Raw genomic sequence first — 25,891 nt, forward strand, 5'->3', positions numbered from 1 at the left:
ATTAGAAACAAATATTTATATATGAAAACAATTAAGACCGTAGTAGTATTACTTCTTGTCATATTGGCATTACCTGCTTTTGCCCAGAAGAAGAATAAGAAGAACGAAAACATCTTTTTAAATCGTGATTATTGGGGAACAAAACCAAGTGTAGAAACGGTTAAAGCAAAGATAAAAGAAGGGAATAATCCATCAGAATCAAACGGAGCTAGTTTTGATGCCGTTGTTTTTGCAACGTTACAAGACACACCATTAGAAACTATTAAATTTCTTTTAGCTCAAAAAGGTAATGATGTAAATAAACTGACGCACGATGGTAGAACATACATTTTTTGGGCAGCATATCATGGTAACGATGAATTAGTTAAATACCTTTTAAAAACAGGAGCTAAAACAGATGTCACGGATGATAAGGGAAACTCTATCATTAATTTTGCAGCTTCGGCAGGGCAACAGAACACTAAAGTTTATGACCTTATTTTAGAAAAAGGAGTAAACTTAAAAACAGACTTAACGCCAGATGGTGCAAATGCTTTACTATTAGCAGCACCAAGCGATAAAGATTTTAAGCTTGTAGCTTATTTTCAATCTAAAGGATTAGATATTAAAAGTGTTGATAAAAATGGTGACGGAATTTTTAATTATACAACGAAAACAGGCCATATTGATGCTTTAAAATCTCTTGTAAAAAAAGGATTAAAAGGTACTGATCAAGCTTTTATTTTTGCAGCTAATGGTGCAAGAAGATCATCTAATGGAATAGAGGTTTATGAGTATTTAGAAAGTATTGGTTTAAATCCAAATACAACCAATAAAGAAGATATTACACCATTACATATCTTAGCGTCAAGAAGTAAGGATGTAAAAATAATTAAATATTTACTTGAAAAAGGATTAGATGTAAACCAAGAAGATCACAAAGGAAATACACCTTTTATGAATGCCGCTTCAGGTAATAATTTAGAAGTTGTAAAGGTATTGGCTTCAAGTTTAAAAGATATAAACGATACAAATAAAAAAGGGCAAACGGCTTTAAGTTTGGCTGTTGCTGGCAACGATGTAGATGTTGTAACGTTCTTAATTGAGAATAAAGCGAAAACAACTTTATTAGATACAGACGGAAATAACTTAGCATACTATCTAATTGATTCTTACTCAGAAAGAAACAAAAAGCAATTTTACAGTAAAAAAGAGTTCTTGAATAAGAGTAAAGTAGATTTAACTGCTACTCAAAAAAATGGAAACACATGGTTTCATTTAGCTGCCGAAAAAAATAGTATGGAGTTATTAAAAATAGCTTTAGATATGAAACAAGATATCAATGCTAAAAACAATGAGGGAAATACAGCATTACACTTAGCGGCTCTAAAAGCTAAAGATGACAGTGTTTTAAAATTTCTATTAGAAAACGGAGCTAAGAAAGATGTTGTAACAGATTTTGAAGAGTCTGCTTACGACTTAGCTAAAGAGAACGAGTTGTTAGCTAAGAATAACGTTTCAGTTGAATTTTTAAAGTAATATAATTTTAAATATGAAGAATATAAAACTTATAATTTTAGTCTTTACTATAGCTTTTGGCTTAGTATCTTTTAATACCTTATCTGAATCTTCAAAGTATAAATGTATGATTCAAATGACCAATTATACAGGTGAAGGCGCCTATATTGTCATTTCATTATTAAATCCTGAAGGTGAATATGTAGAAACCCTAAATGTTATTGGAGACGATGATGAATGGTATAATACCATAGAATCTTGGTGGGATTTTTACGGAAAAAAAAGAAATGATATTGATGCGATTACTGGAGCAACCGTAAGTGGTGGTCAGCGTACTATAAATGTTATTGAAATAGATAACGATAAATTAGACAAAGGTTATAAACTTAGGTTTGAATCTGCAGTTGAAGACCAAGAATATTACGAAAGTGATGTAGAAGTAGAGTTAACTTCAGCTAATGTAAAAAGTAAAGTAGAAGGTAAAGGATTTATCCGTTACATACGTATGATGCCTCAATAAAAGCAATGCATATGACCCTTTCTATTTGGAGATTTAGTCACCTTATGTTGGCTTTGGTATCTTCTCTTTTTATTGTTTTAGCTTCCATAACTGGTACCATTTTGGCTTTCGAGCCTATTTCTAATCAGTTGGAATCTTATCAAATTAATGAGGACACAACTTTAGCCACAACGATAGAAAGTTTAACTAATAACTATGACGAAATTATTACCATCTCAACGGATGAAAATGATTTTGTCATAGCATCGGTTATTACAAAGGAAGGTGATAGTGAAACCTTTTACATCAACCCAGAAACAGGGGAGAAGTTAGGTGAGCTTATTGAAAAATCACCACTTTTTAAGTTTACCACTAATTTACACCGTTCTTTATTTCTAAAATCTACAGGACGTTTTATTGTAGGTTTGGTGTCGTTTTTTTTAATATTAATGGCTATTACAGGTTTGGTATTAATAGCCAAAAGACAAGGCGGAATTCGTCGGTTTTTCTCTAAAATAGTTAACGAGAATTTTGAACAATATTATCATGTAGAATTAGGACGTTGGTTTCTAATTCCTGTGATCATTGTCGCATTTACAGGCGTCTATTTATCATTAGAAAAGTTTTCCCTTTTACCAGAATCAAATATTACGCATACTTATCCTGAAGATGTATCTGAGGATATTGATAAAATACCATTTTCAGATTTTGAAGTTTTTAAGGCCACACCAATCTCTGAAGTTAAAAATTTAGAATTTCCTTTTTCTGATGATGTAGAAGATTACTTTTTTATCACATTAAAAGGTAGCGAACTTTTAGTCAATCAGGTTTCTGGCGAAATTGTAAGCGAACAAACGTATCCTTTGGTTCATATGTTATCGCAATGGAGTTTGTTTCTGCATACAGGCCAAGGCACTTTTTTATGGTCTATAGTTTTAGCATTGGTTGGTGTTGTTTTGTTATTCTTTATTTATTCTGGTTTTGCTATGACTTTAAAACGTAGAAAGTCAGCAGTAAAAATTAAGAATAAATTTAAAAAAGAAGACGCAGAATATATTATTCTAGTAGGTTCAGAAACAGGAAGTACATTTCGTTTTGCAACCTTATTTTACAAAGCTTTATTAGCGGGAGGAAAGAAAGCTTATATCACCGAATTAAATCAATATACAACATATCATAAAGCAAAAGAACTCATCATTTTTACAGCAACTTACGGAGAAGGAGATGCACCAATAAATGCAACTAAATTTGAAAAGTTATTGGGAACAATTGAAAATTCTAAGCTAAATTATTCAGTATTAGGCTTTGGTTCTTTGTTATATCCTGAATATTGTAAATACGCAGAAGAAGTAGATAATTTACTAAATGCACATTCAAATTTTAATCGAAAATTAGAATTAATAAAAATCAATAATCAATCTTTTGAAGCCTTTAAAAATTGGATTTTACAATGGAATACCGTTTCTAATCAAAATCTAATTATCACACAACCAACGGAGAAATTAAATTCAAAATATACACGGACGTTTAAAGTGGTAAAACGAACGGAGTTAAATATAGATGATACTTTCTTGTTGCAGTTAAGGCCATTAAAGAAGATTAAATTTCAGTCGGGTGATTTATTAGCATTTAAGCCTAATGAAGATGAAGCTGCCAGAGAATATTCAATTGCCAAAGTAGAAGGAGATATTCTTTTGAGTATTAAAAAACATGACAAAGGACTGTGTTCTACCTATTTCAGCACACTAAATACCGCTGATACTATTACAGCAACGATAAGTGAAAATAAAGAATTTCACTTACCTACTAAAACAAAAGATGTCATTTTAATAGCCAACGGAACCGGTATTGCACCATTTCTTGGGATGATTAACGACAATAAAAAACAGAAAAATATACACTTGTTTTGGGGAGGACGAACCAAGACATCTTTAGAGTTGTATGCTGGTTTATTAGAAGAAGCAAAAAAGCAAGATAAACTAAACCAATTGCAAACAGCATTTTCTCAAGAACAAGCAGAGAAAATTTACGTCCAAGATCTTTTATTTCAAAATGAAGAATTTATTGCAAAGCACTTTCAGCAAAATGGAGTAGTCATGATTTGTGGGGCTATAGCCATGCAGAGTAGTGTTTTAGAAGTCTTAAATAATATTACCACAGAACAACTCAACAAACCATTAAGTGCGTTTGAAAGTAATGGGCAAATTAAAATGGATTGTTATTAAAAAAGAGAACTTATGTGTCATAATATAAAAGTTTTATCAAAAGTTAGTAATGGTGAATTATCTATATGTAATGGCTGTAATATTTATCATTTAGAGTTTAATAATATCTACTTTGAATTCACACTAGAGCAATACCATCGATTTAAAACTTATTTATTAGCGATAGAAGAAGATTATTGGGAAGAGATGTATGCAGATGCAAAAGTGAAGCGAAAAATTCCCATACCATCTATTCAAGAGAATTTGGTTTTAATGTTTAATAAGCAAGAAATACTAGAACTTAAAGTACTTTTTTGTCATAGAGGTAGTGTTTATGAAAATAAAATAACCTTAATTGATATTGATTATACTTTTATTTTGAACTAATAAGGTGTCAATTTTCATGCTAACTACAAGAGAATTTGTGCTTAACAATAAAATAATCTTCAAAACTTCATGTAAGCGTACTTGGTTGATATTAAATCCTTACCTTTGTGCGCAATTATATCTTAATTGCCATGACAGCACACGAAAATAAAATTGTTGGAGAAGGTCTTACTTACGATGACGTACTCTTAGTTCCAGCATTCTCAGAAATACTTCCTAGAGAAGTTAGTATCAAAACAAAATTCACACGAAACATTACCATTAACATTCCTGTTATTTCAGCAGCAATGGATACGGTTACGGAAAGTAAAATGGCAATTGCCATGGCGCAAGAAGGTGGAATAGGAGTGTTACATAAAAACATGACTATTGCACAGCAAGCCGATAAGGTAAGGCGTGTAAAACGGGCAGAAAGCGGAATGATTATCGATCCTGTAACATTACCAATGACGGCAACTGTTTTTGATGCAAAATCAAATATGGCTGAGCACAGTATTGGAGGAATTCCTATTGTAGATGAAGACGGAAAATTAAAAGGGATTGTTACTAATAGAGATTTACGTTTTGAACACGAAGGAACAAAACCAATTATTGAAGTAATGACCAAAGAAAATTTGGTAACTGCTGCTGTTGGTACGTCTTTAAAGGATGCAGAACAAATTCTACAACAAAACAAGATTGAAAAATTATTAATTGTTGATGATAATTTTAATCTAAAAGGACTTATTACGTTTAGAGATATTACCAAAGTAACTCAAAAACCAAATGCGAATAAAGATTCTTTTGGTAGATTAAGAGTTGCTGCAGCTATTGGAGTTACTGCAGACGCTGTAGAACGCGCCTCTGCTTTAGTAAAAGCAGGTGTAGATGCTGTAATTATAGATACGGCTCATGGACACACTAAAGGTGTGGTGATGGTATTGAAAGACATAAAAAAGAAATTCCCAAAGCTTGATGTTATTGTTGGAAATATAGCAACAGGTGCTGCTGCTAAATATTTAGTAGAAGCTGGAGCAGATGCTGTAAAAGTAGGAATTGGACCAGGTTCAATCTGTACAACTAGAGTTGTGGCAGGTGTTGGTTTTCCTCAGTTTTCTGCGGTGTTAGAAGTTGCTGCAGCAATTAAAGGTTCTGGTGTTCCTGTCATTGCAGATGGAGGTATTCGTTATACAGGGGATATTCCTAAAGCGATAGCCGCTGGTGCAGATACGGTAATGTTAGGATCACTTTTAGCTGGAACAAAAGAAAGTCCGGGAGAAACCATTATTTACGAAGGACGTAAATTTAAGTCTTATCGTGGAATGGGGTCTGTTGAAGCTATGAAACAAGGAAGTAAGGATCGTTATTTTCAAGATGTAGAAGACGATATTAAAAAATTAGTACCGGAAGGAATTGTTGGTCGTGTGCCTTATAAAGGTGAATTGGTTGAAAGTATTCATCAATTTATTGGAGGCCTTAGAGCAGGAATGGGGTATTGTGGTGCTAAAGATATCGAGACTTTAAAAGAAACGGGACGCTTTGTGAAAATCACAAGTTCTGGTATTAATGAAAGTCACCCTCATGATGTGACGATTACTAATGAATCACCTAATTATTCTAGATAATATGTAGTGTAAAAACGACATCTAAATTATATTAAATAAAAAGAGCATCTCATTGAGATGCTCTTTTTATTAATAGGGCTTTTATATTAAGCCTTGCTCGCTTTTACAGGACATCCTATAGCTTTTGTGAAATTAGGGTTTGGCTTTTTACCTTTTTCTAAAGCCTCAATAGCATCTTTAACGTAGTTTACTTTGACGTCTTCTGGTGATTTTGAATTATCATCAATAGTACCAATGTATTGTACTTTACGCTCAGCATCTAATAAAAAGACATGTGGTGTTCTTACCGCACCATATTGAGGATATATTTTTTGTCCTTCATCTACTAAATATGGAAATGTAAATCCTTTGTCTTCCGAACGTTTTTGCATCGCTGCATAACCTTCTTTTTCATTATTTGGACTGTTTGGATTAATAGCAATTACAGGATAACCTTTAGGTGCATATTCATTATTTAATGCAATTAAACGGTCTTCATATAATACTGAAAATGGGCATTCGTTACAAGTAAAGGTTACAATATAACCTTTTGCATTTTCAATATTGGTTAAAGATACCATTGAACCATCAACATTTTTTAAATTAAAATCAGTTGCAACATCACCAATCGCGTAGCCACCAATTTCTTCTAATGTTCTAGTTTGTTCTGGTAGACCTCCTTTTGGTGGTCCTTTGCGATCACCTCTATGTGGTGGTTCTTTTCTATCACCATCATGAGGGGGGCGTTCACCTTTATGTTCTTGGTTTTCAGCAGTAGCATCTCCTGTTTTATTTTCTTCATTTTTACACGATACAAGTACACTTGCAGATAAGCCAATTATGGCAAATAACACACTGATTCTTTTCATGATTTCTTAATTAAGTTTTTTTATTTGGTTTTCTAAGTCTTCTAAATTTTCAAAAGAGCGTTCATAAAATAAACGTTCGTTTTTGTTAAACATAATTGTAAATGGAATTGCACCAGACCAGTTAGGATCTATTTTATCTATCCATGCGTTAGCATCCGCATCATCCAATAGTACAACTTTTTGGGTTATGTTATTTTTCTTTAAGAAAGGTTTTAGTTTCGTTTCAATACCTTTAGGAAAATCTAAGCTTACCAAAATCACTTCTACCTCTGGGTGTTTTGCGGCAAATTTTTCAATGTATGGTAGCTCTTTAACACAAGGAGCACACCACATAGCCCAAAAATTAACGAGATAAGTTTTATCAGATTCTGTGTAAATTAGACGTTCAAATTCATTAAAATCGTAAACAGGAATTTCTTTATTTATATCCGTTACGTTAGTACTTTCTACTTTTTTTTCTGATGTTGTATTATTACAACTAGTAGCAAGTAAAAAGATAAAAAACAATATAAATATTGAAAATTTAGAGTATTTTGATTGCTTAATTTTGAGCATGTTTAAAAATTTGTATTCAATATATCAAAGTTAGACTAGATAAAATAACAAAGGTTTAATTAAAAATTAGATTTTTTAGTTAGACCATACTGCATAGCCTTCTCGTCTCAATTCTAATGTAATTTGTGATTCAGCTTTTAAAGCTTCTGCTCTTGCGACAAAAGGGTCGATATGGTTGAATAGGCTTGGACGTAAATAAGTTCCATATTTCTCAACAATATTTGCTGAGATTTTATAACCTTTTTTATTTCTATGTCCTGTTTTATGTTGATGAAAACGTTCTTTAGGTGTTTTAGATGTCATACCTACATACAAGCATTCTAAAACACCATTGAACTGTGGATTAGCATTTCTAAACTTTGTGTTTTCTGTAAAAACACGTTTAGATAACTCTATGACATATATGGTATAGAGCGTTTTTGCCATAAAATAGATGATTTAAGTTCTTGAAAAACATTTAATTATTTAGTAAAAAACTTTTTAACTCCCCATAAGAATCAATTTGTATAGACACCTTTTCTTTGTGCATTACCGATTGAATTTGTGGTGGTAAATCTACATTTTCTTTAATGACATCTGTAACAACATCTAAAAACTTAGTAGGATGCGCTGTTTCTAAAAAGATAACATGAGCATCATTTGATTTTAAGTATTCTTTGGCACCTAAATAACCAACAGCTCCATGAGGATCTGCAATATAATTCCAATCATGATAAATTTCTAAAAGCGCAGCTTTGGTTTCTTCATCAGTAAAACTATAAGAAGATAAATTAGCTTTTAAAGTATCATAATCATTATTATGTAATTCTTGTATTCTAATAAAATTACTAGGATTACCAACATCCATAGCATTACTTATGGTTTGTACTGAAGGTTTTGGATTATAAGATTCGGTAAGCATATAATTTACAATCGTATCATTGGCATTATTGGCGGCAATAAAATGTGTAATAGGTAAACCTAATTTTTGGGCTACCATACCAGCACATATATTTCCGAAGTTTCCACTAGGTACTGAAAATACTAGATCTTTATGTTTAGATTTTAATTGTTTGTAGGTAAACATAAAGTAAAATAATTGTGGTAACCAACGTGCAATATTTATGGAGTTTGCAGAAGTTAATTGCATTTTACTCGTTAATTCGGTGTCCATAAATGCTTGTTTCACCATATCTTGGCAATCGTCAAAAACACCATCAACTTCTAGAGCTGTAATATTTTGACCGAGTGTAGTTAATTGCTTTTCTTGAATATCGCTCACTTTTCCACTTGGGTAAAGGATAACAACATTCACACCTTTTACACCTAAAAAACCATTAGCCACCGCACCTCCTGTATCACCTGAAGTTGCAACTAGAACGGTAACATCTTTAGTATTTGTTTTGTTGAAATAGCCCAAGCAGCGTGCCATAAAACGAGCACCAACGTCTTTAAAAGCCATCGTTGGTCCATGAAACAATTCTAAAGTAGAAATGTTTTCGTTGATTTTAACTACTGGAAAGTCAAAGTTTAATGTTTCTTCAACAATCGTTTTTAAAACGTCTTCAGGAATCTCTGGTACAATGAATTGTTTAATTGCTTCAAAAGCAATTTCTGTATTTGATTTATCTTCAATCGTTTCGAAAAATGAAGGGTCTAAGGGCGCTATTGATTCGGGAAAATATAAACCTTTATCAGGAGCAAGACCTCTAATAACAGCTTCTTGAAAAGATGTGTTTGGTGCTTTTTTATTTAAACTATAGTAATTCATAATATTTTTATTCTAAATTATTATATGCTTCAACTTAGTTAACTGTTTAGAGAAAACTTTTTGTGAATCCTCGTACTTATTCTGTGAAGCTTTGTGTTATGGTTTTTTGCGTTAAGTTTTCTGAATGTTTCTAAATCACCCGAATCCCTTCAACATTAATCTTAGAAACATAAGTTTCAAATTTTATATCTGTTGTTGCGTATACTTTTCTTATCGCTTTTTCGACTTCTTTAGCTATAACTTCGCTTTTACTCAACATGAAAATTGAAGGCCCAGAACCAGAAATAGCACAACCTAATGCACCTGCTTTTAATGCTGCGCTTTTTACGTCATCAAAATGCGGAATTAATTGCTTACGGTAAGGTTCAATAACCACATCAATTAATGAGTCTTTTATTAAATCGTAATCAGACGTATGTAAGGCATGTACTAAACTTCCAACATTTGCCCATTGTGCTATGGCATTACTTAGAGGAATCTCTTTTGGTAAAATAGCTCTAGATTCAGATGTTTTAATTTCAATCTGTGGATGAATTAACGTTGCGAATAAATCTGTTGGCGTAGGTAACTCTAAAATCTGCAAAGGACAGGCACTTTTAACCAATGTAAATCCACCAAAAATAGCTGGAGCTAAATTATCTGCGTGTTCACATTTACTAGCTAAGGCTTCGCCTTTCATGGCAAAATTGGTTAATTCTGTTTTATTTAATGGATAACCCAATAAGGCATTCATCCCAAAAACACTTCCAGCTGCACTAGCAGAGCTACTGCCAATACCACTGCCTGGTTTTATTTTTTTATAGATTTCAATTTCAAAACCACAGTCGGGCTGTAAGTCATTATACATCGCTAAAGCCGAAACTCCAGCCACATTCTGTTCGGCATCGAATGGTAAATCGTAACCTTCAATTTTTGTGATTTTAATACCTTTTTCTTCTGTTTTTCTGATGACCATTTCGTCTCCGATAGTATCTAAACAAAAGCCAAGTACATCAAATCCGCAAGCTACATTAGCTACTGTTGCAGGTGAAAATATCTTTATTTCTTTACTCATCATTTAATTATTAGCGATTCTTATGATATCTGCAAATAATCCTGAAGCCGTAACATCTGCACCAGCACCAGCACCTTTGATTATTAAAGGCTGCTCTGGGTAACGTTGGGTATAGAACATTACAATATTATCCTTTCCTTTTAAGTTGTAAAAAGGATGTCCTTCTGGGATTTCTTTTAATCCAACTTTAGCTTTACCGTCATTAAATTCAGCAACAAACTTAAGTTGGCTATTTTTTTCTTGAGCTGATTTAAAGAGACTTTGATAGTATGCTTCATCTTCTTTAAGTGTTGCTAAAAAATCATCTACACTATCTGAATTTAGAGCTTTTTCTGTTAAGAAATTATCACTTTCAAGTTCTGATAATTCAATTTGATGACCACTTTCTCTAGCTAAAATTAAAACTTTTCTAGCAACATCAATTCCACTTAAGTCAATGCGAGGATCTGGTTCAGTATAACCTTCCTCTTGTGCTTGTTTTACAACATCATAGAATGTAGTTTCAGCATTGAAGTTATTGAATATAAAATTAAGACTTCCTGATAAAACTGCTTGAATAGTATTTACTTTATCTCCGGATGTAATTAAATGACTTAACGTATCTATGACAGGTAATCCTGCACCAACATTGGTTTCAAACAAAAATGAAGCATTGTATTGTCTTGATAAAGCTTTTAATTCATTGTAGTATTCAATGTTTCCTGAACACGCTATTTTATTACAAGCAACAACAGAAATGCTTTGTTTAAGGTAATCGCTGTAAATATTAGAAACGGCTGTGTTTGCTGTAATATCAACAAAAACAGAGTTTCTTAAATTCAAATTCTTAGCATGGTTTAAGAAGCCATTTAAACTTGCTTTTTCACCATTTTCAAGCTCTTGTTTCCAGTTTTTTAAATTAATTCCATCATCGTTAACAACCATGGTTCTAGAATTAGATAAACCGGCGATTCTTAAATTAATTTTAAACTGCTCTTTAACGTATGCTTTTTGTTGTTTTATTTGCTCAATAAGCTTTTCGCCAACATTACCAACACCAGTTATAAATAAATTGATTTGTTTTGTCTTTATTTCAAAGAATTGTTCGTGAAGACTGTTTAATGCTTTTTTTACATCATTTTTATGAATTACAGCAGAGATGTTTCGTTCTGAAGCGCCTTGTGCAATAGCTCTAATATTGACATTATTTTTACCCAGTGTACTAAACATTTTTCCACTTATGCCTTGGTGATTTTTCATTTTATCACCAATAACAGCAATGATAGATAAATCAGTTTCAACAACAATAGGATCTATTTTATGCAATGAAATTTCATATAAAAAAACAGCATCAATCGCAGATTTTGCGCGTTCTGCATCATTTTCAGAAATTCCGAAACAAATGGTATGTTCTGATGACGATTGTGTGATTAAAATGATGTTAATCCTTTCTTGAGCTAAAGTTTCAAATAAACGTTTGCTAAAACCAGGAACTCCAACCATACCATTTCCTTGTAAAGTTAATAGCGCAACATTTTCGATGTTACTAATACCTTTTACAGGTGAATTTCCGTTAGGTGTAACATGTTTTGTTATCGTGGTGCCAATAGCTTCTGGTTCTAAAGTGTTTTTTATAACAATAGGGATTTTCTTTTTCAAAACAGGCATTACCGTTGGCGGATATAAAACTTTCGCACCAAAGTGAGATAATTCTACAGCTTCTTGATAAGACAACTCTACTATTGGAGATGCTTGCTTAACTAATTTAGGATTTGTTGTAAACATACCACTAACGTCGGTCCATATTTGCAATTCTTCAGCTTCAATAGCAGCTGCAATTATGGCAGCTGTATAATCAGAACCTCCACGTCCTAGAGTCGTTACTTCTCCATTAATAGATTTTGATACAAAACCTGGTAAAAGAACAATTTGACTAGAGTTTGAGTTGAAAAAGGACTGAATATTTGCATCCGTAAGGTGAAAATTTACTGTAGCATTATTAAAATTAGAATCTGTAACAATTAATTCTTGCGAGTTTTTTAAAACAACATCTACAGATCTTGAGCATAATGCATGATAAATTAAAGTAGATGATAATTTTTCGCCAAAACTTAATAATTTATCTTTTGTTTTAGGGGACAATTCATTTATGAGGTAAATACCATTTAGAAGACTTTTTAATTCATTTAATTTATCAGAAATTAACTCCTGTAAATCATCTTGTTGCTTTTTTAAAGCTTTATCGCTTTCAGTATTTGAAAATAATCCATCTATGATAGAGTTGTGTAAAGACCAAATAATATCGTATTTGTTTTTATAGTCTAGATTTTTATCACAAGCTAAATTTCCTGCTTCTAATAATTTATCAGTAATACCGCCAACAGCAGATACAACAACTGCTATAGGTGTTGATTGAGATTGTTGATCTAATATAGCTATCACTTTATTTATGTTTTCGGCTGAACCTACAGATGTTCCACCAAATTTGAGAACTTTCATATAATTTAAAATTTAAAAAGGAATAAAAAATGTCTAAATAGACAAAAAAGGGACGGAGAGATTATTACATATTACCCCAAAGGGTAATAATCATTGAAATAATAAACATAGACATAGACACGAACATTGTTTGCGTTAATAATTTTTGTGTTATGTTAATTTCTTTCTTCATTACATCTCAAATGTATTATTTTTATAACAATAAAAAAACAATTCATTTCTTTTTAGTGATTTATTAAAAATACGGCTTCTTATTATTGAAAATGGAACAAAACCTGTTATTTGTAAAATATTTTAAGGTAATATGTGTGACATCGGTAACAGAGAGTTGGTTTTTTAGTGGAATCATTTTTAGGATTTTACAAATAGTATTTATAAATGAACAGTATTAATTAAAATAGTTAAATGAAATTATTTTCTAAAGAACAAATTTACGAAGGCGATAAGTTAACTTCTGAACGTCAAAATATAGCCTCAACAGAGTTAATGGAACGCGCAGGAACGCAAATTTTTAATTGGATACATGCACGTATGCAAGGAGCACAAGTTCCAATTCATGTGTTTTGTGGTATCGGTAATAATGGGGGTAATGGATTAGTATTAGCGAGACATTTAATAACGCATGGATATAATGTGGTAACCTATATTGTTAATTGCAGTGATAAACGAACACAAGATTTTTTAATAAATTACGATCACATTAAAAATGTCACAAAAAAGTGGCCAGAAATGCTGAGTTGTAAAGATGATTTTAAAGCAATTGAAATTGGCAAAGATGATATAATTGTAGATGCTGTTTTTGGTCTTGGTTTTAATAGAGAGCCCAACAATTGGGTTGCAGAATTATTTCAAAAATTTAAAGCATCAAAAGCTTTTACATTAGCTATTGATATTCCTTCAGGGTTATATACAGATGAAGCTATCGAAGATGAAAGTGCAGTGGTTTTTGCTAATTATACATTAAGTTTTCAGTCACCAAAATTAGTATTCTTCTTACCTGATACAGCAAAATTCATTGGGCAATGGGAAGTTTTAGATATAGGAATAGATCGTGAATATTTAGTGCAGACCGAAACTAAAGCTGAATTAATCTCTAAGCTAGAAGTATTGCCATTATATAAACCTAGAGAAAAATTTTCTCATAAAGGTGATTTTGGACATGTAATGATTTTAGGAGGCAGCTACGGAAAAATAGGTGCTGTAAATTTAGCAAGTAGAGCAGCTTTTAGTTCTGGGGCGGGTTTAGTAACTGCTTTTGTGCCTAAATGTGGTTATCAGAGTTTGCAATCTTCTATTCCTGAAGTTATGGTTCTTACAGATAGCACGGAAACACATATTTCTGATATAAATTTTAATTTAGAACCAACAGTTATTGGAATCGGCGTCGGTTTAGGAACTACAGAGAAAACCGTTAAGACTTTTAAAGAGTTCTTGAAAAATAATAAAACTCAGTTAGTTATAGACGCGGATGGTTTAAATATTTTATCTCAACATAAAACGCTTTTAAAACACTTGCCTAAGCAAACGGTATTGACACCACATCCCAAAGAGTTAGAAAGATTGGTTGGTAAATGGTCTAATGACTTTGAAAAATTAGAAAAAGTACAAGCGCTATCAAATGAATATGATGTTGTTGTATTAATTAAAGGGGCGAATTCTATAACCGTTTATAAAGATAAATTGTATATAAATACCACAGGGAATCCAGGTATGGCAACAGCGGGAAGTGGAGATGTTTTAACAGGAATAATATCTGGTTTAATAGCTCAAGGTTATACGCCATTATCAGCAACAATTTTTGGTGTTTATCTTCATGGTAAGTCTGCCGATATTTCTTTAAAAAATTGTGGTTTTGAAAGTTTAATGGCTAGTAACATTATTAAAACTATTGGTGAGGCTTATATCGATTTATTTAAAGAGCCAGAGCAACCTAAAAAGGAACAAGAAGAACAAAAGTGATGATATATTAGAAAAAAAAAGCCAGTCTAAATAACTAATTTAGACTGGCTTTTTAATTTAGAGTAATCTAAACTTAAATGCTTAATTGGTCAAGTAACTTAACCAATTCAGAACTTGAAGGTCTAGGTGCGTCAGCAGTTATAATATTTCCGCTTGGATCAATTAAAATAAATCTTGGAATACCAGTAACTTTATAGTCTTGAACAAACTGAGACATGAATCCATTATCAGCCATTAATTGAGTACCACCTAAATCTTTATCTGCAATCATTTTTTTCCAAGCAGAATAAGCAGCGGCTTTATCATTTTTATGACCTCTACCATCATCAATAGAAATGCTTACAAATTCGATGTTTTTTCCTTCATATTGCTTTTCAATTTTTTTAAGAGACGGGATTTCTTTAAGACAAGGAGCGCACCAAGTAGCCCATAAGTCGATGTAAACATATTTTCCGTTTAAATCAGAGAGAGATGTTTTTCCTCCTTTATAATTTTCATAATTTTCAAAATCAGGTGAGGGTGAGCCTTTCGGAAAAGCATTATTAGTCGCTACTTTAGATTTTACAAAGCTAGAAAGTTGGTTTACTGTTCTGTCAATATTAGTATCCATCATGGCTAAATGTGTAGAATCTACGTCTGTATATTTAACTTTTAAATCTTCATATGAAGATTTATAATTTTCAATCGCTTTATTAATAACATCGATATCATTAGATGCAACTAATTCATTAGAAAAATGGGCTTTACCTAATAAAAATGATTTTACGCTAAAATTATTAAGATCAGAATCATCTCCTTCAAAAACTAAAGAATCTATAAAAGAATTATTATCTGTCGTAAAAGAAGTTGTATTGTCGTTCTCTAAATAAATTTGGCCGTATTCTTTTCCGTGTTGAAAGTTGTAATCACCAGCAATGACGTTTAAAGTATCTTTAAATGTACCATCTTCATTTAGGGTAATAATCTTTTCATAACCTTTGCCTCTAAAGACTTTCACAATTTTACTTTCATCAGGATTAGATATTTTTCCCGAAAGTGTAACATATTCTTTAGGCTCTCCTTTGCATGCAAATAAAGAGGTTGCAATACAAAGTAATAATAATCTTTTCATAAATAGTATTTTTGATTGCTTCAAAAATAAACAATATATAGGAATCCTAATTCTAAATTTTTTATAAAGTTTAACCCGTGTTTTAATACTTTTTTTTGAAATGATTATAATAAAAAGTCAACGTTCTAGATTATAATTTTTAGGCTGAGATTTGTAGAAGGAATTATAATTCATAGATTTTATTTGTAATTAAAGAATTGAATATTTACATGGTAAAACCCAAAATAATCCTCAATTTTGAATACTAATTAAACTAAACGATAATGGACAACTACCATATCATCTCTTCAGATGCTTTAGATATTGTAACGATTTATAATATTTTTTATGAAAATAAAAAATTGAAGCTTTCAGAAGCTTCTGCAAATGAAATTCAAAAATGTAAAACTTATCTCGATGCTAAACTAGCAAGTGAAAAGAAGCCTATGTATGGTATAAATACAGGTTTTGGTTCATTATATAATGTAAAAATATCAGATTCAGATTTAAGTCAGTTGCAAGAGAATTTAGTAATGTCTCATGCTTGTGGAACAGGTGATCGGGTTCCAAAAACGGTAGTAAAAGTGATGTTACTTTTAAAGATTCAGTCACTGAGTTATGGTCATAGTGGGGTGCAACTTGCAACAGTAAATAGGCTTATTGACTTTTTTAATAATGATATATTTCCTTTTGTATTTACGCAAGGTTCTTTAGGTGCATCGGGTGATTTAGCTCCATTGGCACATTTGGCTTTACCCTTATTAGGAAAAGGAAAAGTGGTGCACAATAGTAAAGAATATGATGCTAAAACACTTTTAGAAAAATTTAATTGGGAACCTGTAAAATTAGAAGCAAAAGAAGGTTTAGCTCTTTTAAATGGAACACAATTTATGAGTGCTTATGGTGTTTACTTATTATTAATGTCTCATAAAACATCTTATTTAGCAGATATTATAGCAAGTATTTCATTAGATGCTTTTGATGGACGTTTAGATCCTTTTCATGATTTGGTTCATGCTGTGAGACCACATCCAGGGCAACGAAAAGTAGCAAGACGTTTTAATGAATTTTTAAAAGGAAGTGAACTTATTGAACGTGAAAAAGAACACGTACAAGATCCTTATTCTTTCCGATGTATTCCTCAAGTTCATGGAGCAACAAAAGACACTTTAGATTTTGTTGAAAAAGTAATTTTAACAGAAATTAATTCGGTAACCGATAATCCTAATATTTTTCATGAAGAAGATTTAATAATTTCAGGAGGAAATTTTCATGGTCAACCTTTAGCTCTGGCTTTAGATTATTTAAAGATTGCAATGGCAGAAATAGGAAATATTTCGGAACGTCGTGTTTTTCAATTAGTTTCAGGTTTAAGAGGTTTACCTGCATTTTTAGTGGATAACCCTGGACTAAATTCTGGTTTTATGATTCCGCAATACACAGCGGCAAGCATTGTTAGTGCCAATAAACAAATGGCTTCACCAGCAAGTGTAGATAGTATTGTGTCTAGTAATGGTCAGGAAGACCATGTAAGCATGGGTGCAAATGCTGCCACTCAAGCCTATACTTTGGTTAAAAATGTAGAGCGAGTTATTGCTATAGAATTAATGAATGCATCACAAGCTTTAGAATTTAGGAGACCATTAAAAACATCTCCTTTTTTAGAGTCTTTTTTAGAGCAATTTAGAAAATTTGTCCCTTTTATAAAGGCAGATGAGGTGCTACATGACTCTATTGAAGCATCAATTCAATTTTTAAAAGATGTTGATGTTGAGATTGATGAGTTATTTTTAAATCATTATGATTTAAAATAATTTTATAAAAGGCAGCGTGGTATTTTATCACTCTGTCTTTGTTATTTTATGAGCCCATACTATGGCTTCTTCTAATTCTGAAAAAATTTCAAAAGGCTTTTTAAAAAACATTTTTTCAATCTCGGCATTCACTTTTGCTTGGTAATTGCTCGAAACTATTGCTAATCCTTCTAAGTTTTTAATTTTTGAAGTCTTTAAATAGACTTTTGGGTCAACAGAGTAGGAGTTTATTCTGTTTGAAATATAGACAAATGGTTTGTTTAAAAAGTATGTTTCAGTAATATCTATTAATGTGTTATTTCTGTCAGGTGTAACATTAATACCTTCTTTAATATTAACAATAATGTAGTTGTCAAATACAGTTAAGTTACAAAAGTCGAACTTTAAAGATTGGCTCATAATTTTTATTCTTGGCTAGGGGTATAATCTAATTAAATAAAAAAACTCTTTCGGTTAAGAAAGAGTTTCTATTTTAATAAATTAGAAAAAATTAAGATTCTGTAGTTTTTTCAGAAGATTTAATTTTAACACTAAGTTCATTATTTTCTTCTTCCAAATCCATTACGATGGTATCTCCTTCATGAAGTTTAGAGTTGATGATTTCTTCAGCAAGAGCATCTTCAACATATTTTTGAATGGCTCTATTTAAAGGTCTTGCTCCGTACTGTTTATCAAATCCTTTTTCGGCAATATAATCTTTAGCTTTTTCAGAAAGCTGAAGTTCGTAACCTAAGTCTTTAATTCTATCAATAAGCTTAATCAACTCAATATCTATAATTTTACTAATATCTGCTTTTTCTAAAGCATTAAATACAATCACATCATCAATTCTATTTAGGAACTCTGGAGCAAATGCCTTTTTAAGAGCATTTTCTATTACACCTTTGGCATAATCAGTTTCTTGTGCTTCTCTAGCAGATGTTCCGAAACCTACACCAGTTCCAAAATCTTTTAGTTTTCTGGCACCAATGTTAGAAGTCATTATTATAATTGTATTTCTAAAATCAATTTTACGTCCTAAACTATCTGTTAAATAGCCATCATCCAAAACCTGCAACAGCATATTAAAGACATCCGGATGCGCTTTTTCAATTTCATCTAAAAGAACAACAGCGTATGGTTTACGACGTATTTTTTCAGTTAACTGACCGCCTTCTTCATAACCAACGTATCCTGGAGGAGCACCAACTAAACGAGAGATTGCAAATTTTTCCATGTATTCACTCATGTCAATTCTCACTAAAGAATCGTCACTTTCAAATAACTCGCGAGCTAATACTTTTGCTAACTGTGTTTTACCAACACCTGTTTGTCCTAAAAAGATAAATGAACCAATTGGCTTATTAGGGTCTTTAAGTCCAGCTCTGTTTCTCTGTATAGCTTTTACAACCTTAGCAACAGCCTGATCTTGCCCAATTACTTTTCCTTTAATAAGTTCTGGTAATTTAGATAATTTATTGATTTCAGTCTGTGCAATTTTATTTACAGGAATCCCTGTCATCATAGAAACAACATCTGCAACATTGTCTTCTGTTACAATTTCTTTATGGAGTTTGGTTTCTTCTTCCCAAGTTTCTTGAGCGGTAGCAAGTTCTTTTTCTAGGCGCTTTTCATCATCTCTAAGTTTTGCAGCCTCTTCGTATTTTTGCTTCTTAACAACACTATTCTTAGTTTCTTTAACTTCTTCAAGTTTATTCTCTAATTCAAGAATTTTTTTAGGAACATCAATGTTTGTAATATGAACACGAGAGCCTGCTTCATCTAAAGCATCTATAGCTTTATCTGGTAAGAAACGTTCCGTCATATAACGATTAGTTAATTTAACACATGCCTCAATAGCTTCTTGCGTATAATTAACGTTATGGTGCTCTTCGTATTTGCCTTTAATGTTATTAAGAATCTCAATTGTTTCTTCAACAGAAGTTGGTTCAACAATTACCTTTTGAAAACGACGCTCTAAAGCTCCGTCTTTCTCAATGTATTGTCTATATTCATCTAAAGTTGTAGCTCCAATACATTGTATTTCGCCTCTAGCTAAAGCAGGTTTAAACATGTTAGAGGCATCTAAGCTTCCAGTTGCTCCACCAGCTCCAACAATGGTATGAATTTCATCAATAAAAAGAATAATATCATCATTCTTTTCCAGCTCGTTCATAACGGCTTTCATACGTTCTTCAAACTGTCCTCTGTATTTTGTGCCTAAAACTAAACTTGCCAAATCTAAAGTAACTACACGCTTATTAAATAAGGTACGCGATACTTTACGTTTTACAATTCTTAGAGCTAGACCTTCTGCAATAGCAGATTTACCAACACCTGGTTCTCCAATTAATAGAGGATTGTTTTTCTTTCTTCGACTTAAAATTTGAGACACACGCTCTATTTCTTTTTCTCGTCCTACAACTGGGTCTAATTTGTCCTCTTCTGCAAGTACGGTTAAGTCTCTTCCAAAATTATCTAAAACTGGTGTTTTAGATTTTTTGTTTGTCTTGTTAGACTGACCACCAAAAGGATTCTGCTTTGCTTCATCTTCTTCCTCGTTAATATCGTCATCAGAAAACGATTCAGCTTTCGGAGTGTCTAAGTAATCATCTTCGTTAGTAATCATAGATTTGAATTCTTCTTTTACGTTATCATAATCAACCTTTAGCTTATTTAAAAGCTTGGTCGTTGGGTCATTTTCATTTCTTAAAATACACAGTAATAAGTGCGCTGTATTAATTGAAGTACTTTGAAACAACTTTGCTTCTAAAAAAGTTGTTTTTAGAGCGCGCTCAGCTTGCCTTGTTAAATGTAAGTTCTTTTTTTCGTTAGATGTTGCAAGAATATTAGGGTTAGCTGGACTTAAAATCTCAACTTTGCGCCTCAGGTGATTTAGATCTATGTCTAATGCACTTAAAATATCTATTGCTTTACCATCGCCATCCCTTAATAGTCCGAGCATTAAGTGCTCAGTTCCTATAAAGTCATGACCTAAACGTAAAGCTTCTTCTTTGCTATAAGCTATAACATCTTTAACTCTTGGGGAAAAATTATCATCCATAGTGTATTCCTTTCTCTTTCTGCATTAAAAATAATAAAAACATATTGGGTATAGGTCAAAAACTGTACCTAAACCAAAAGAATTTTTAAAAGAGTTCTAAAAATTTGAATAATATTGTACTTGAAATCAATAATAAAATAGAATTTTAGCTCCTGAACTAAAGTTTTATTTTCTAAGTGAAATACAAGTAAATAGAAACGAATTGTATAGAAAATTTTAAGGATTCTCTTAGTGTCCCTTAAATGGTGCAAACGAAGAGAATAAAAAACCATTTTATATCAAAGTAAATAGAGAGATACTTATTAACTAAAAGGGGGGTGTATATTGTTAATAAAAAATCCCAAAAATGATAATGTTTTAGGCTAGAAACAGTACTATTTTGGTTATATTAGCATGTTATGAAAACTTACAAAAAAACTAATTAATTTTATATATGGCAGAAGGAGAAAAGCTCATTCCAATTAACATTGAAGATGAAATGAAATCGGCTTACATTGATTATTCAATGTCAGTCATCGTGTCACGTGCGTTACCAGATGTAAGAGACGGTTTAAAACCAGTACATAGACGTGTACTTTACGGTATGCATGAACTTGGAATTAGAGCAAATTCGGCACATAAAAAGTCAGCAAGAATTGTCGGTGAAGTTTTAGGAAAGTATCACCCACATGGAGATACCTCTGTTTATGATGCAATGGTGCGTATGGCTCAAGAATGGAGTTTGCGTTACATGTTGGTTGATGGTCAAGGTAACTTTGGATCTGTAGATGGTGATAGTCCGGCAGCAATGCGTTATACTGAAGCTAGAATGCGTAAAATATCTGAGGACATGTTGGCAGATATTGACAAAGAAACGGTAGATCATAAGTTAAACTTTGATGATACGCTTGAAGAACCAACTGTTTTACCAACACGTATTCCAGGACTTCTTGTGAATGGTGCCTCAGGTATTGCTGTGGGTATGGCTACTAACATGCCACCACACAACTTAACAGAAGTAGTTAACGGTACTATAGCTTACATTGAAAATAATGATATTGAAATAGACGAGTTAATACAACACGTTAAAGCACCCGATTTTCCTACAGGGGGAACTATATATGGTTACGATGGTGTAAAGGAAGCTTTTCATACAGGTCGCGGACGTATTGTAATGCGTGGTAAAGCTATTATAGAAGAGGTACAAGGAAGAGAATGTATTATTGTTTCTGAAATTCCTTACCAAGTTAATAAGGCAGATATGATTAAGAAAACTGCTGACTTGGTTAATGAAAAGAAGATGGAAGGTATTTCTTCTATTCGTGATGAATCAGATAGAAATGGTATGCGAATTGTTTACGTTTTAAAACGTGATGCTATTCCAAATATCGTACTTAATAAACTTTATAAATATTCAGCTTTACAAACCTCTTTTAGTGTTAATAATATAGCATTAGTAAAAGGACGTCCGCAGCTTTTAAATTTAAAAGAACTTATACAATATTTTGTAGAGCATAGACATGACGTTGTTGTAAGACGTACTAAATATGAATTAAGAAAAGCAGAAGAAAGAGCTCATATTTTAGAAGGTTTAATTATTGCTTCAGATAATATTGATGAAGTAATTAAAATAATTCGTGCATCTAATAATGCAGATGAAGCGCGTAATAGTTTAATTGAACGTTTCAAACTTTCAGAAATTCAAGCAAAAGCGATTGTTGAGATGCGTTTGCGTCAGTTAACAGGTTTAGAGCAAGATAAATTGCGTTCTGAATATGATGAGATTATGAAGACAATAATCGATCTAAAAGATATCCTAGACAAGAAAGAGCGTCGAATGGCTATTATTAAGGAGGAATTAGAAGTTGTTAGAGATAAATATGGTGATGAGCGTCGTTCAGTAATTGAATATGCAGGTGGTGATTTAAGTATCGAAGATATGATTCCTGATGCGCAAGTTGTAATTACAATTTCGCACGCAGGTTATATCAAAAGAACTTTACTTAGCGAATATAAAACTCAGAATAGAGGTGGAGTTGGACAAAAAGCAACAACAACTAGAAATGAAGATTTCTTAGAACATTTATTTGTAGGTACAAACCACCAGTATATGTTATTCTTTACTCAAAAAGGAAAATGTTTTTGGATGCGTGTTTACGAAATACCAGAAGGTTCTAAAACATCAAAGGGTAGAGCAATTCAAAACCTTATTAATATAGAGCAAGATGATAAAGTAATGGCTTTCATCTGTACTCAAGATTTAAAAGATGAAGCCTATATTAATAGTCATTATGTAATTATGGCTACTAAGAAAGGTCAGGTTAAGAAAACATCTTTAGAACAATATTCTAGACCAAGATCTAACGGTATTAATGCTATAACTATTAAGGATGATGATGTTTTATTAGAAGCAAAATTAACGACTGGTGAAAGCCAAGTAATGTTAGCTTTAAAATCTGGTAAAGCAATTCGTTTTGAGGAAGCTAAAACTAGACCAATGGGAAGAGGTGCTTCAGGAGTCCGTGGTATTCGTCTTCAAGATGAAAATACAGACGAAGTTATAGGTATGATTGCTGTAGATGATATGGAAAGCAATATCTTAGTGGTATCTGAAAACGGTTACGGTAAACGTTCTAGCTTAGAAGATTATAGAATTACAAACAGAGGAGGGAAAGGTGTAAAAACTATTTCTATCACTGAAAAAACAGGTAGTTTAGTATCTATAAAGAATGTTACAGATGAAGATGATTTAATGATTATTAATAAATCTGGAATTGCAATTCGTATGGCAGTTGCCAATCTACGTGTTATGGGAAGAGCAACTCAAGGGGTTAAATTGATTAATCTTAAAGGAAATGATTCTATAGCAGCAGTCGCTAAGGTGATGAAAGATGATGAAGAGGTGATAGAAGATATTGAGGCTGAGGCAGTCGAAGGTGATGTTGTTGACGGTGAGGGATCTACTGAAGATGGCACAGCTATTGATGATAATGAAACAGAAAACTAAAAACTAAAATTAACAAATAAATTATTTATTACAAGATGAAAAAATTAATGACATTAGTGCTGCTCTTGGCAATTTCGTCAATTACCTTTGCACAGAAAAGTGAAGTAAAAGCAATTGAAAAAGCTCTTAAAAGTTCAAATTATGGTGATGCTAAATCTGCAGTTTCTGCAGCAGAAGCCTTAACAGGTAGTATGGATGATAAACTTAAAGCTAAGTTTTATTATTTAAAAGCCCAAGCATTGTATGCTGAAGGTCAAGGAACAGATGCTAATATTGATGAAGCCATAACAAGCTTAAATAACGTAAAAGAATTAGAATCTAAGATGGGTAAATTGAAATATACCGAAGAGGCTAATGTGATGACGACTAATATGATGAATGCTTATTTAACAAAAGCAAATACTGCTTTTACGAATAAAAATTACAAAGTAGCAGCGAAAGGTTTTGATAAGGCTTATAAAATGTCTCCAAAGGATACTTTGTATTTATATTATGCAGCATCTTCTGCTGTTTCAGAACCAGATTTCGATACGGCTTTAGACTATTATATACAGTTAAAGAATTTAGGATATACTGGTGAAAAAATGAATTATTCAGCAATTAATGTTGAGTCAGGTGTAGAAGAAACTTTCGCTGATAAAACGCAACGTGATTTTTCTGTAAAGGCAAAATTACATAAAGAGCCTAAAGATTATAAAAGTGAATCAAAAACAGCTGAGATTGTAAAAAATATAGCCTTAATATATGTGTCTCAAGGGGATAATGAAAAAGCTTTAGGAGCTATGGCAGACGCAAGATCAGAAAACCCTGATGACATCGGATTGTTATTATCTGAGGCTAATGTGTATTTAAAAATGGGTAATAGAGAGAAGTTTAGAGCTTTAATGGAGGAAGCAACTCAAAAAGATCCAGAGAATTCAGAATTACAATATAATTTAGGTGTGTTAGCAGCTGAAGGAGGTAACTCTGAAGCGGCTATTAAGTATTATGAAAAAGCTATTGCTATTAACCCTAATTATGTAGATGCATATAACAATTTAGCTGTCGTTATTTTGGGCGGCGAAGCTGCAATTGTTGAGGAAATGAATGGTCTAGGTACAAGCTCTGCTGACAATAAAAAGTACGATGCTCTTAAAGATAGCCGTACTCAGTTGTATAATGATGCTATACCTTATTTAGAAAAAGCTTTAGAATTAAGGAATACAAATGTAGACGCAGCAAAAACTTTAATGAACATTTATAGTGCATTGGGTGAAACTGATAAATTTAAAGCTATGAGAGCTAAAGTTGAACAGATGGAAGCTTCTGCAGCTGGAAATTAATATTATGATAATACATAAAAAAAAGCGACTTAGAAATAAGTCGCTTTTTTTTATATGATCTTTTTAATAACTCTTAGTTTATGAGTATGTATATTCTTTTCAATATTATAAATACCACTGTGATCTAAACGATCAATTCGTACTTTTCCGTGTGCATGAATAATATAATTGTCTTCCATTATAATTCCTACATGAGTAATAATACCTTCTGCATTATCGAAAAAAGCTAAATCGCCAGGTTCACTCTCTTCAATAAAACTTAAAGCTTCACCTTGCTTTGCTTGCTGAGAAGCATCGCGCAGAATTTTATAACCATTTAGTTTGTAAACCATCTGGGTAAATCCAGAACAGTCAATACCAAAAGGTGTTTTTCCTCCCCATAAATATGGAGCATTCAAATATAAAAAAGAAGATTTTATAATATTATCCTTTGCTCTTTTAGAAGTTGAAGCAATTCCATCAAAATGGTGATTAAGTAAAGACAAACCATTTAAATTAGAACCTGCAGGAATAGGGTAAAGGTTATCGGCATCATCGGATACAAATTCTATTAAATCTTTAGAAAGATTCATTTCGGATTTAGATAAATCAATATAATTAGATTCTTCAATTTCTAAATACTGCTTATTATCTATCCAACCTTCATATTTATCGTATGCAAAACGAATACGACTCCACTTCTTACGTTGCTCTAATACTTTAAAATAGTCGCCATATAAAGCCTGCGTTACCATTTCACTGGTATCGCTAGGTTCAAATCTGATAGGTACAATTCCAAGATTGCAAATGCCGTATTGCATA

General features: G+C 32.1%; 19 protein-coding genes. 9 read left to right on the forward strand and 10 right to left on the reverse strand.

The genetic code is table 11. From position 1 onward, the window contains the following. The first annotated feature begins 21 nt into the window (after nucleotides 1-21). The 5 genes from HM985_RS14860 (at nucleotide 22) to guaB (ending at nucleotide 6,191) form a co-directional block, all read left to right on the forward strand. Nucleotides 22-1,518 (forward strand): ankyrin repeat domain-containing protein, encoded by a 1,497-nt coding sequence (locus HM985_RS14860; protein ID WP_179377006.1) that lies wholly within the window; start codon nucleotides 22-24, stop codon nucleotides 1,516-1,518. 13 nt (nucleotides 1,519-1,531) lie between these two features. Then, on the forward strand, nucleotides 1,532-2,017 hold the full coding sequence (locus tag HM985_RS14865; protein WP_173586907.1) for a DUF2271 domain-containing protein: 486 nt from the start codon (nucleotides 1,532-1,534) through the stop codon (nucleotides 2,015-2,017). Nucleotides 2,018-2,028: 11 nt separating this feature from the next. Further along, nucleotides 2,029-4,221, forward strand: a complete 2,193-nt coding sequence (locus tag HM985_RS14870; RefSeq protein ID WP_179377007.1) for a PepSY domain-containing protein — start codon at nucleotides 2,029-2,031, stop codon at nucleotides 4,219-4,221. 12 nt (nucleotides 4,222-4,233) lie between these two features. Continuing rightward, complete coding sequence (locus tag HM985_RS14875; protein ID WP_179377008.1) at nucleotides 4,234-4,587, forward strand: DUF6686 family protein; 354 nt, start codon at nucleotides 4,234-4,236, stop codon at nucleotides 4,585-4,587. A gap of 131 nt (nucleotides 4,588-4,718) precedes the next feature. Continuing rightward, nucleotides 4,719-6,191 (forward strand): IMP dehydrogenase, encoded by a 1,473-nt coding sequence (gene guaB / locus HM985_RS14880; RefSeq protein ID WP_179377033.1) that lies wholly within the window; start codon nucleotides 4,719-4,721, stop codon nucleotides 6,189-6,191. A gap of 86 nt (nucleotides 6,192-6,277) precedes the next feature. Here guaB and HM985_RS14885 read toward each other — a convergent pair whose 3' ends face one another. The 6 genes from HM985_RS14885 to thrA form a co-directional block, all read right to left on the reverse strand. Then, nucleotides 6,278-7,039 (reverse strand): thioredoxin family protein, encoded by a 762-nt coding sequence (locus HM985_RS14885; protein WP_179377009.1) that lies wholly within the window; start codon nucleotides 7,037-7,039, stop codon nucleotides 6,278-6,280. Between the two features lie 6 nt (nucleotides 7,040-7,045). After that, on the reverse strand, nucleotides 7,046-7,594 hold the full coding sequence (locus HM985_RS14890) for a TlpA family protein disulfide reductase (protein ID WP_179377010.1): 549 nt from the start codon (nucleotides 7,592-7,594) through the stop codon (nucleotides 7,046-7,048). A 75-nt stretch (nucleotides 7,595-7,669) separates the two neighbouring features. Next, nucleotides 7,670-8,020: a ribose-5-phosphate isomerase gene (locus HM985_RS14895; RefSeq protein ID WP_179377011.1), complete on the reverse strand. Its 351-nt coding sequence runs from the start codon at nucleotides 8,018-8,020 to the stop codon at nucleotides 7,670-7,672. A gap of 31 nt (nucleotides 8,021-8,051) precedes the next feature. Then, nucleotides 8,052-9,344, reverse strand: a complete 1,293-nt coding sequence (gene thrC, locus HM985_RS14900; protein WP_179377012.1) for a threonine synthase — start codon at nucleotides 9,342-9,344, stop codon at nucleotides 8,052-8,054. Nucleotides 9,345-9,474: 130 nt separating this feature from the next. Further along, nucleotides 9,475-10,398, reverse strand: a complete 924-nt coding sequence (locus tag HM985_RS14905) for a homoserine kinase (RefSeq protein ID WP_179377013.1) — start codon at nucleotides 10,396-10,398, stop codon at nucleotides 9,475-9,477. A gap of 3 nt (nucleotides 10,399-10,401) precedes the next feature. Next, the gene (thrA, locus tag HM985_RS14910) at nucleotides 10,402-12,876 is read right to left on the reverse strand and encodes a bifunctional aspartate kinase/homoserine dehydrogenase I (RefSeq protein ID WP_179377014.1); all 2,475 of its coding nucleotides are present in this window, start codon (nucleotides 12,874-12,876) and stop codon (nucleotides 10,402-10,404) included. A gap of 405 nt (nucleotides 12,877-13,281) precedes the next feature. On the opposite strand from thrA, the gene HM985_RS14915 reads away from it, so the two are divergent. Then, on the forward strand, nucleotides 13,282-14,835 hold the full coding sequence (locus HM985_RS14915) for an NAD(P)H-hydrate dehydratase (protein ID WP_179377015.1): 1,554 nt from the start codon (nucleotides 13,282-13,284) through the stop codon (nucleotides 14,833-14,835). A gap of 73 nt (nucleotides 14,836-14,908) precedes the next feature. On the opposite strand, the gene HM985_RS17310 is transcribed toward HM985_RS14915, so the two are convergent. Beyond that, a complete protein-coding gene (locus tag HM985_RS17310) occupies nucleotides 14,909-15,946 on the reverse strand; it encodes a TlpA disulfide reductase family protein (protein ID WP_246285030.1) in 1,038 nt (345 codons plus the stop codon). 263 nt (nucleotides 15,947-16,209) lie between these two features. On the opposite strand from HM985_RS17310, the gene hutH reads away from it, so the two are divergent. Then, complete coding sequence (gene hutH / locus HM985_RS14925; protein ID WP_179377016.1) at nucleotides 16,210-17,739, forward strand: histidine ammonia-lyase; 1,530 nt, start codon at nucleotides 16,210-16,212, stop codon at nucleotides 17,737-17,739. Between the two features lie 27 nt (nucleotides 17,740-17,766). Here hutH and HM985_RS14930 read toward each other — a convergent pair whose 3' ends face one another. Further along, on the reverse strand, nucleotides 17,767-18,138 hold the full coding sequence (locus HM985_RS14930) for a hypothetical protein (RefSeq protein ID WP_179377017.1): 372 nt from the start codon (nucleotides 18,136-18,138) through the stop codon (nucleotides 17,767-17,769). Nucleotides 18,139-18,229: 91 nt separating this feature from the next. Further along, complete coding sequence (locus HM985_RS14935) at nucleotides 18,230-20,782, reverse strand: ATP-dependent Clp protease ATP-binding subunit (RefSeq protein WP_179377018.1); 2,553 nt, start codon at nucleotides 20,780-20,782, stop codon at nucleotides 18,230-18,232. A 433-nt stretch (nucleotides 20,783-21,215) separates the two neighbouring features. Between HM985_RS14935 and gyrA the strand changes: the two genes are divergently transcribed. Together gyrA and HM985_RS14945 are read left to right on the forward strand one after the other, a co-directional pair. Further along, nucleotides 21,216-23,768 carry a DNA gyrase subunit A gene (gene gyrA / locus HM985_RS14940; protein WP_179377019.1) on the forward strand — a complete coding sequence of 851 codons (2,553 nt, stop codon included), beginning with the start codon at nucleotides 21,216-21,218 and terminating at the stop codon, nucleotides 23,766-23,768. Between the two features lie 35 nt (nucleotides 23,769-23,803). Then, entirely contained in the window at nucleotides 23,804-25,090 is a 1,287-nt protein-coding gene (locus HM985_RS14945) for a tetratricopeptide repeat protein (RefSeq protein ID WP_179377020.1), read from the forward strand. A 50-nt stretch (nucleotides 25,091-25,140) separates the two neighbouring features. Here the strand turns inward: HM985_RS14945 and HM985_RS14950 are convergent, their stop codons facing one another. After that, on the reverse strand, nucleotides 25,141-25,890 hold the full coding sequence (locus HM985_RS14950) for a C40 family peptidase (protein WP_179377021.1): 750 nt from the start codon (nucleotides 25,888-25,890) through the stop codon (nucleotides 25,141-25,143). Nucleotide 25,891: the final 1 nt, after the last annotated feature.

It is taken from the genome of Winogradskyella wichelsiae (assembly GCF_013403925.1).
Classification (GTDB): Bacteria; Bacteroidota; Bacteroidia; order Flavobacteriales; family Flavobacteriaceae; genus Winogradskyella; species Winogradskyella wichelsiae.

Coding starts and splice junctions, on each gene's coding strand:
- HM985_RS14860 (WP_179377006.1), top strand. CDS start 22: ATGAAAACAATTAAGACCGTAGTAGTATTACTTCTTGTCATATTGGCA.
- HM985_RS14865 (WP_173586907.1), top strand. CDS start 1,532: ATGAAGAATATAAAACTTATAATTTTAGTCTTTACTATAGCTTTTGGC.
- HM985_RS14870 (WP_179377007.1), top strand. CDS start 2,029: ATGACCCTTTCTATTTGGAGATTTAGTCACCTTATGTTGGCTTTGGTA.
- HM985_RS14875 (WP_179377008.1), top strand. CDS start 4,234: ATGTGTCATAATATAAAAGTTTTATCAAAAGTTAGTAATGGTGAATTA.
- guaB (WP_179377033.1), top strand. CDS start 4,719: ATGACAGCACACGAAAATAAAATTGTTGGAGAAGGTCTTACTTACGAT.
- HM985_RS14885 (WP_179377009.1), bottom strand. CDS start 7,039: ATGAAAAGAATCAGTGTGTTATTTGCCATAATTGGCTTATCTGCAAGT.
- HM985_RS14890 (WP_179377010.1), bottom strand. CDS start 7,594: ATGCTCAAAATTAAGCAATCAAAATACTCTAAATTTTCAATATTTATA.
- HM985_RS14895 (WP_179377011.1), bottom strand. CDS start 8,020: ATGGCAAAAACGCTCTATACCATATATGTCATAGAGTTATCTAAACGT.
- thrC (WP_179377012.1), bottom strand. CDS start 9,344: ATGAATTACTATAGTTTAAATAAAAAAGCACCAAACACATCTTTTCAA.
- HM985_RS14905 (WP_179377013.1), bottom strand. CDS start 10,398: ATGAGTAAAGAAATAAAGATATTTTCACCTGCAACAGTAGCTAATGTA.
- thrA (WP_179377014.1), bottom strand. CDS start 12,876: ATGAAAGTTCTCAAATTTGGTGGAACATCTGTAGGTTCAGCCGAAAAC.
- HM985_RS14915 (WP_179377015.1), top strand. CDS start 13,282: ATGAAATTATTTTCTAAAGAACAAATTTACGAAGGCGATAAGTTAACT.
- HM985_RS17310 (WP_246285030.1), bottom strand. CDS start 15,946: ATGAAAAGATTATTATTACTTTGTATTGCAACCTCTTTATTTGCATGC.
- hutH (WP_179377016.1), top strand. CDS start 16,210: ATGGACAACTACCATATCATCTCTTCAGATGCTTTAGATATTGTAACG.
- HM985_RS14930 (WP_179377017.1), bottom strand. CDS start 18,138: ATGAGCCAATCTTTAAAGTTCGACTTTTGTAACTTAACTGTATTTGAC.
- HM985_RS14935 (WP_179377018.1), bottom strand. CDS start 20,782: ATGGATGATAATTTTTCCCCAAGAGTTAAAGATGTTATAGCTTATAGC.
- gyrA (WP_179377019.1), top strand. CDS start 21,216: ATGGCAGAAGGAGAAAAGCTCATTCCAATTAACATTGAAGATGAAATG.
- HM985_RS14945 (WP_179377020.1), top strand. CDS start 23,804: ATGAAAAAATTAATGACATTAGTGCTGCTCTTGGCAATTTCGTCAATT.
- HM985_RS14950 (WP_179377021.1), bottom strand. CDS start 25,890: ATGCAATACGGCATTTGCAATCTTGGAATTGTACCTATCAGATTTGAA.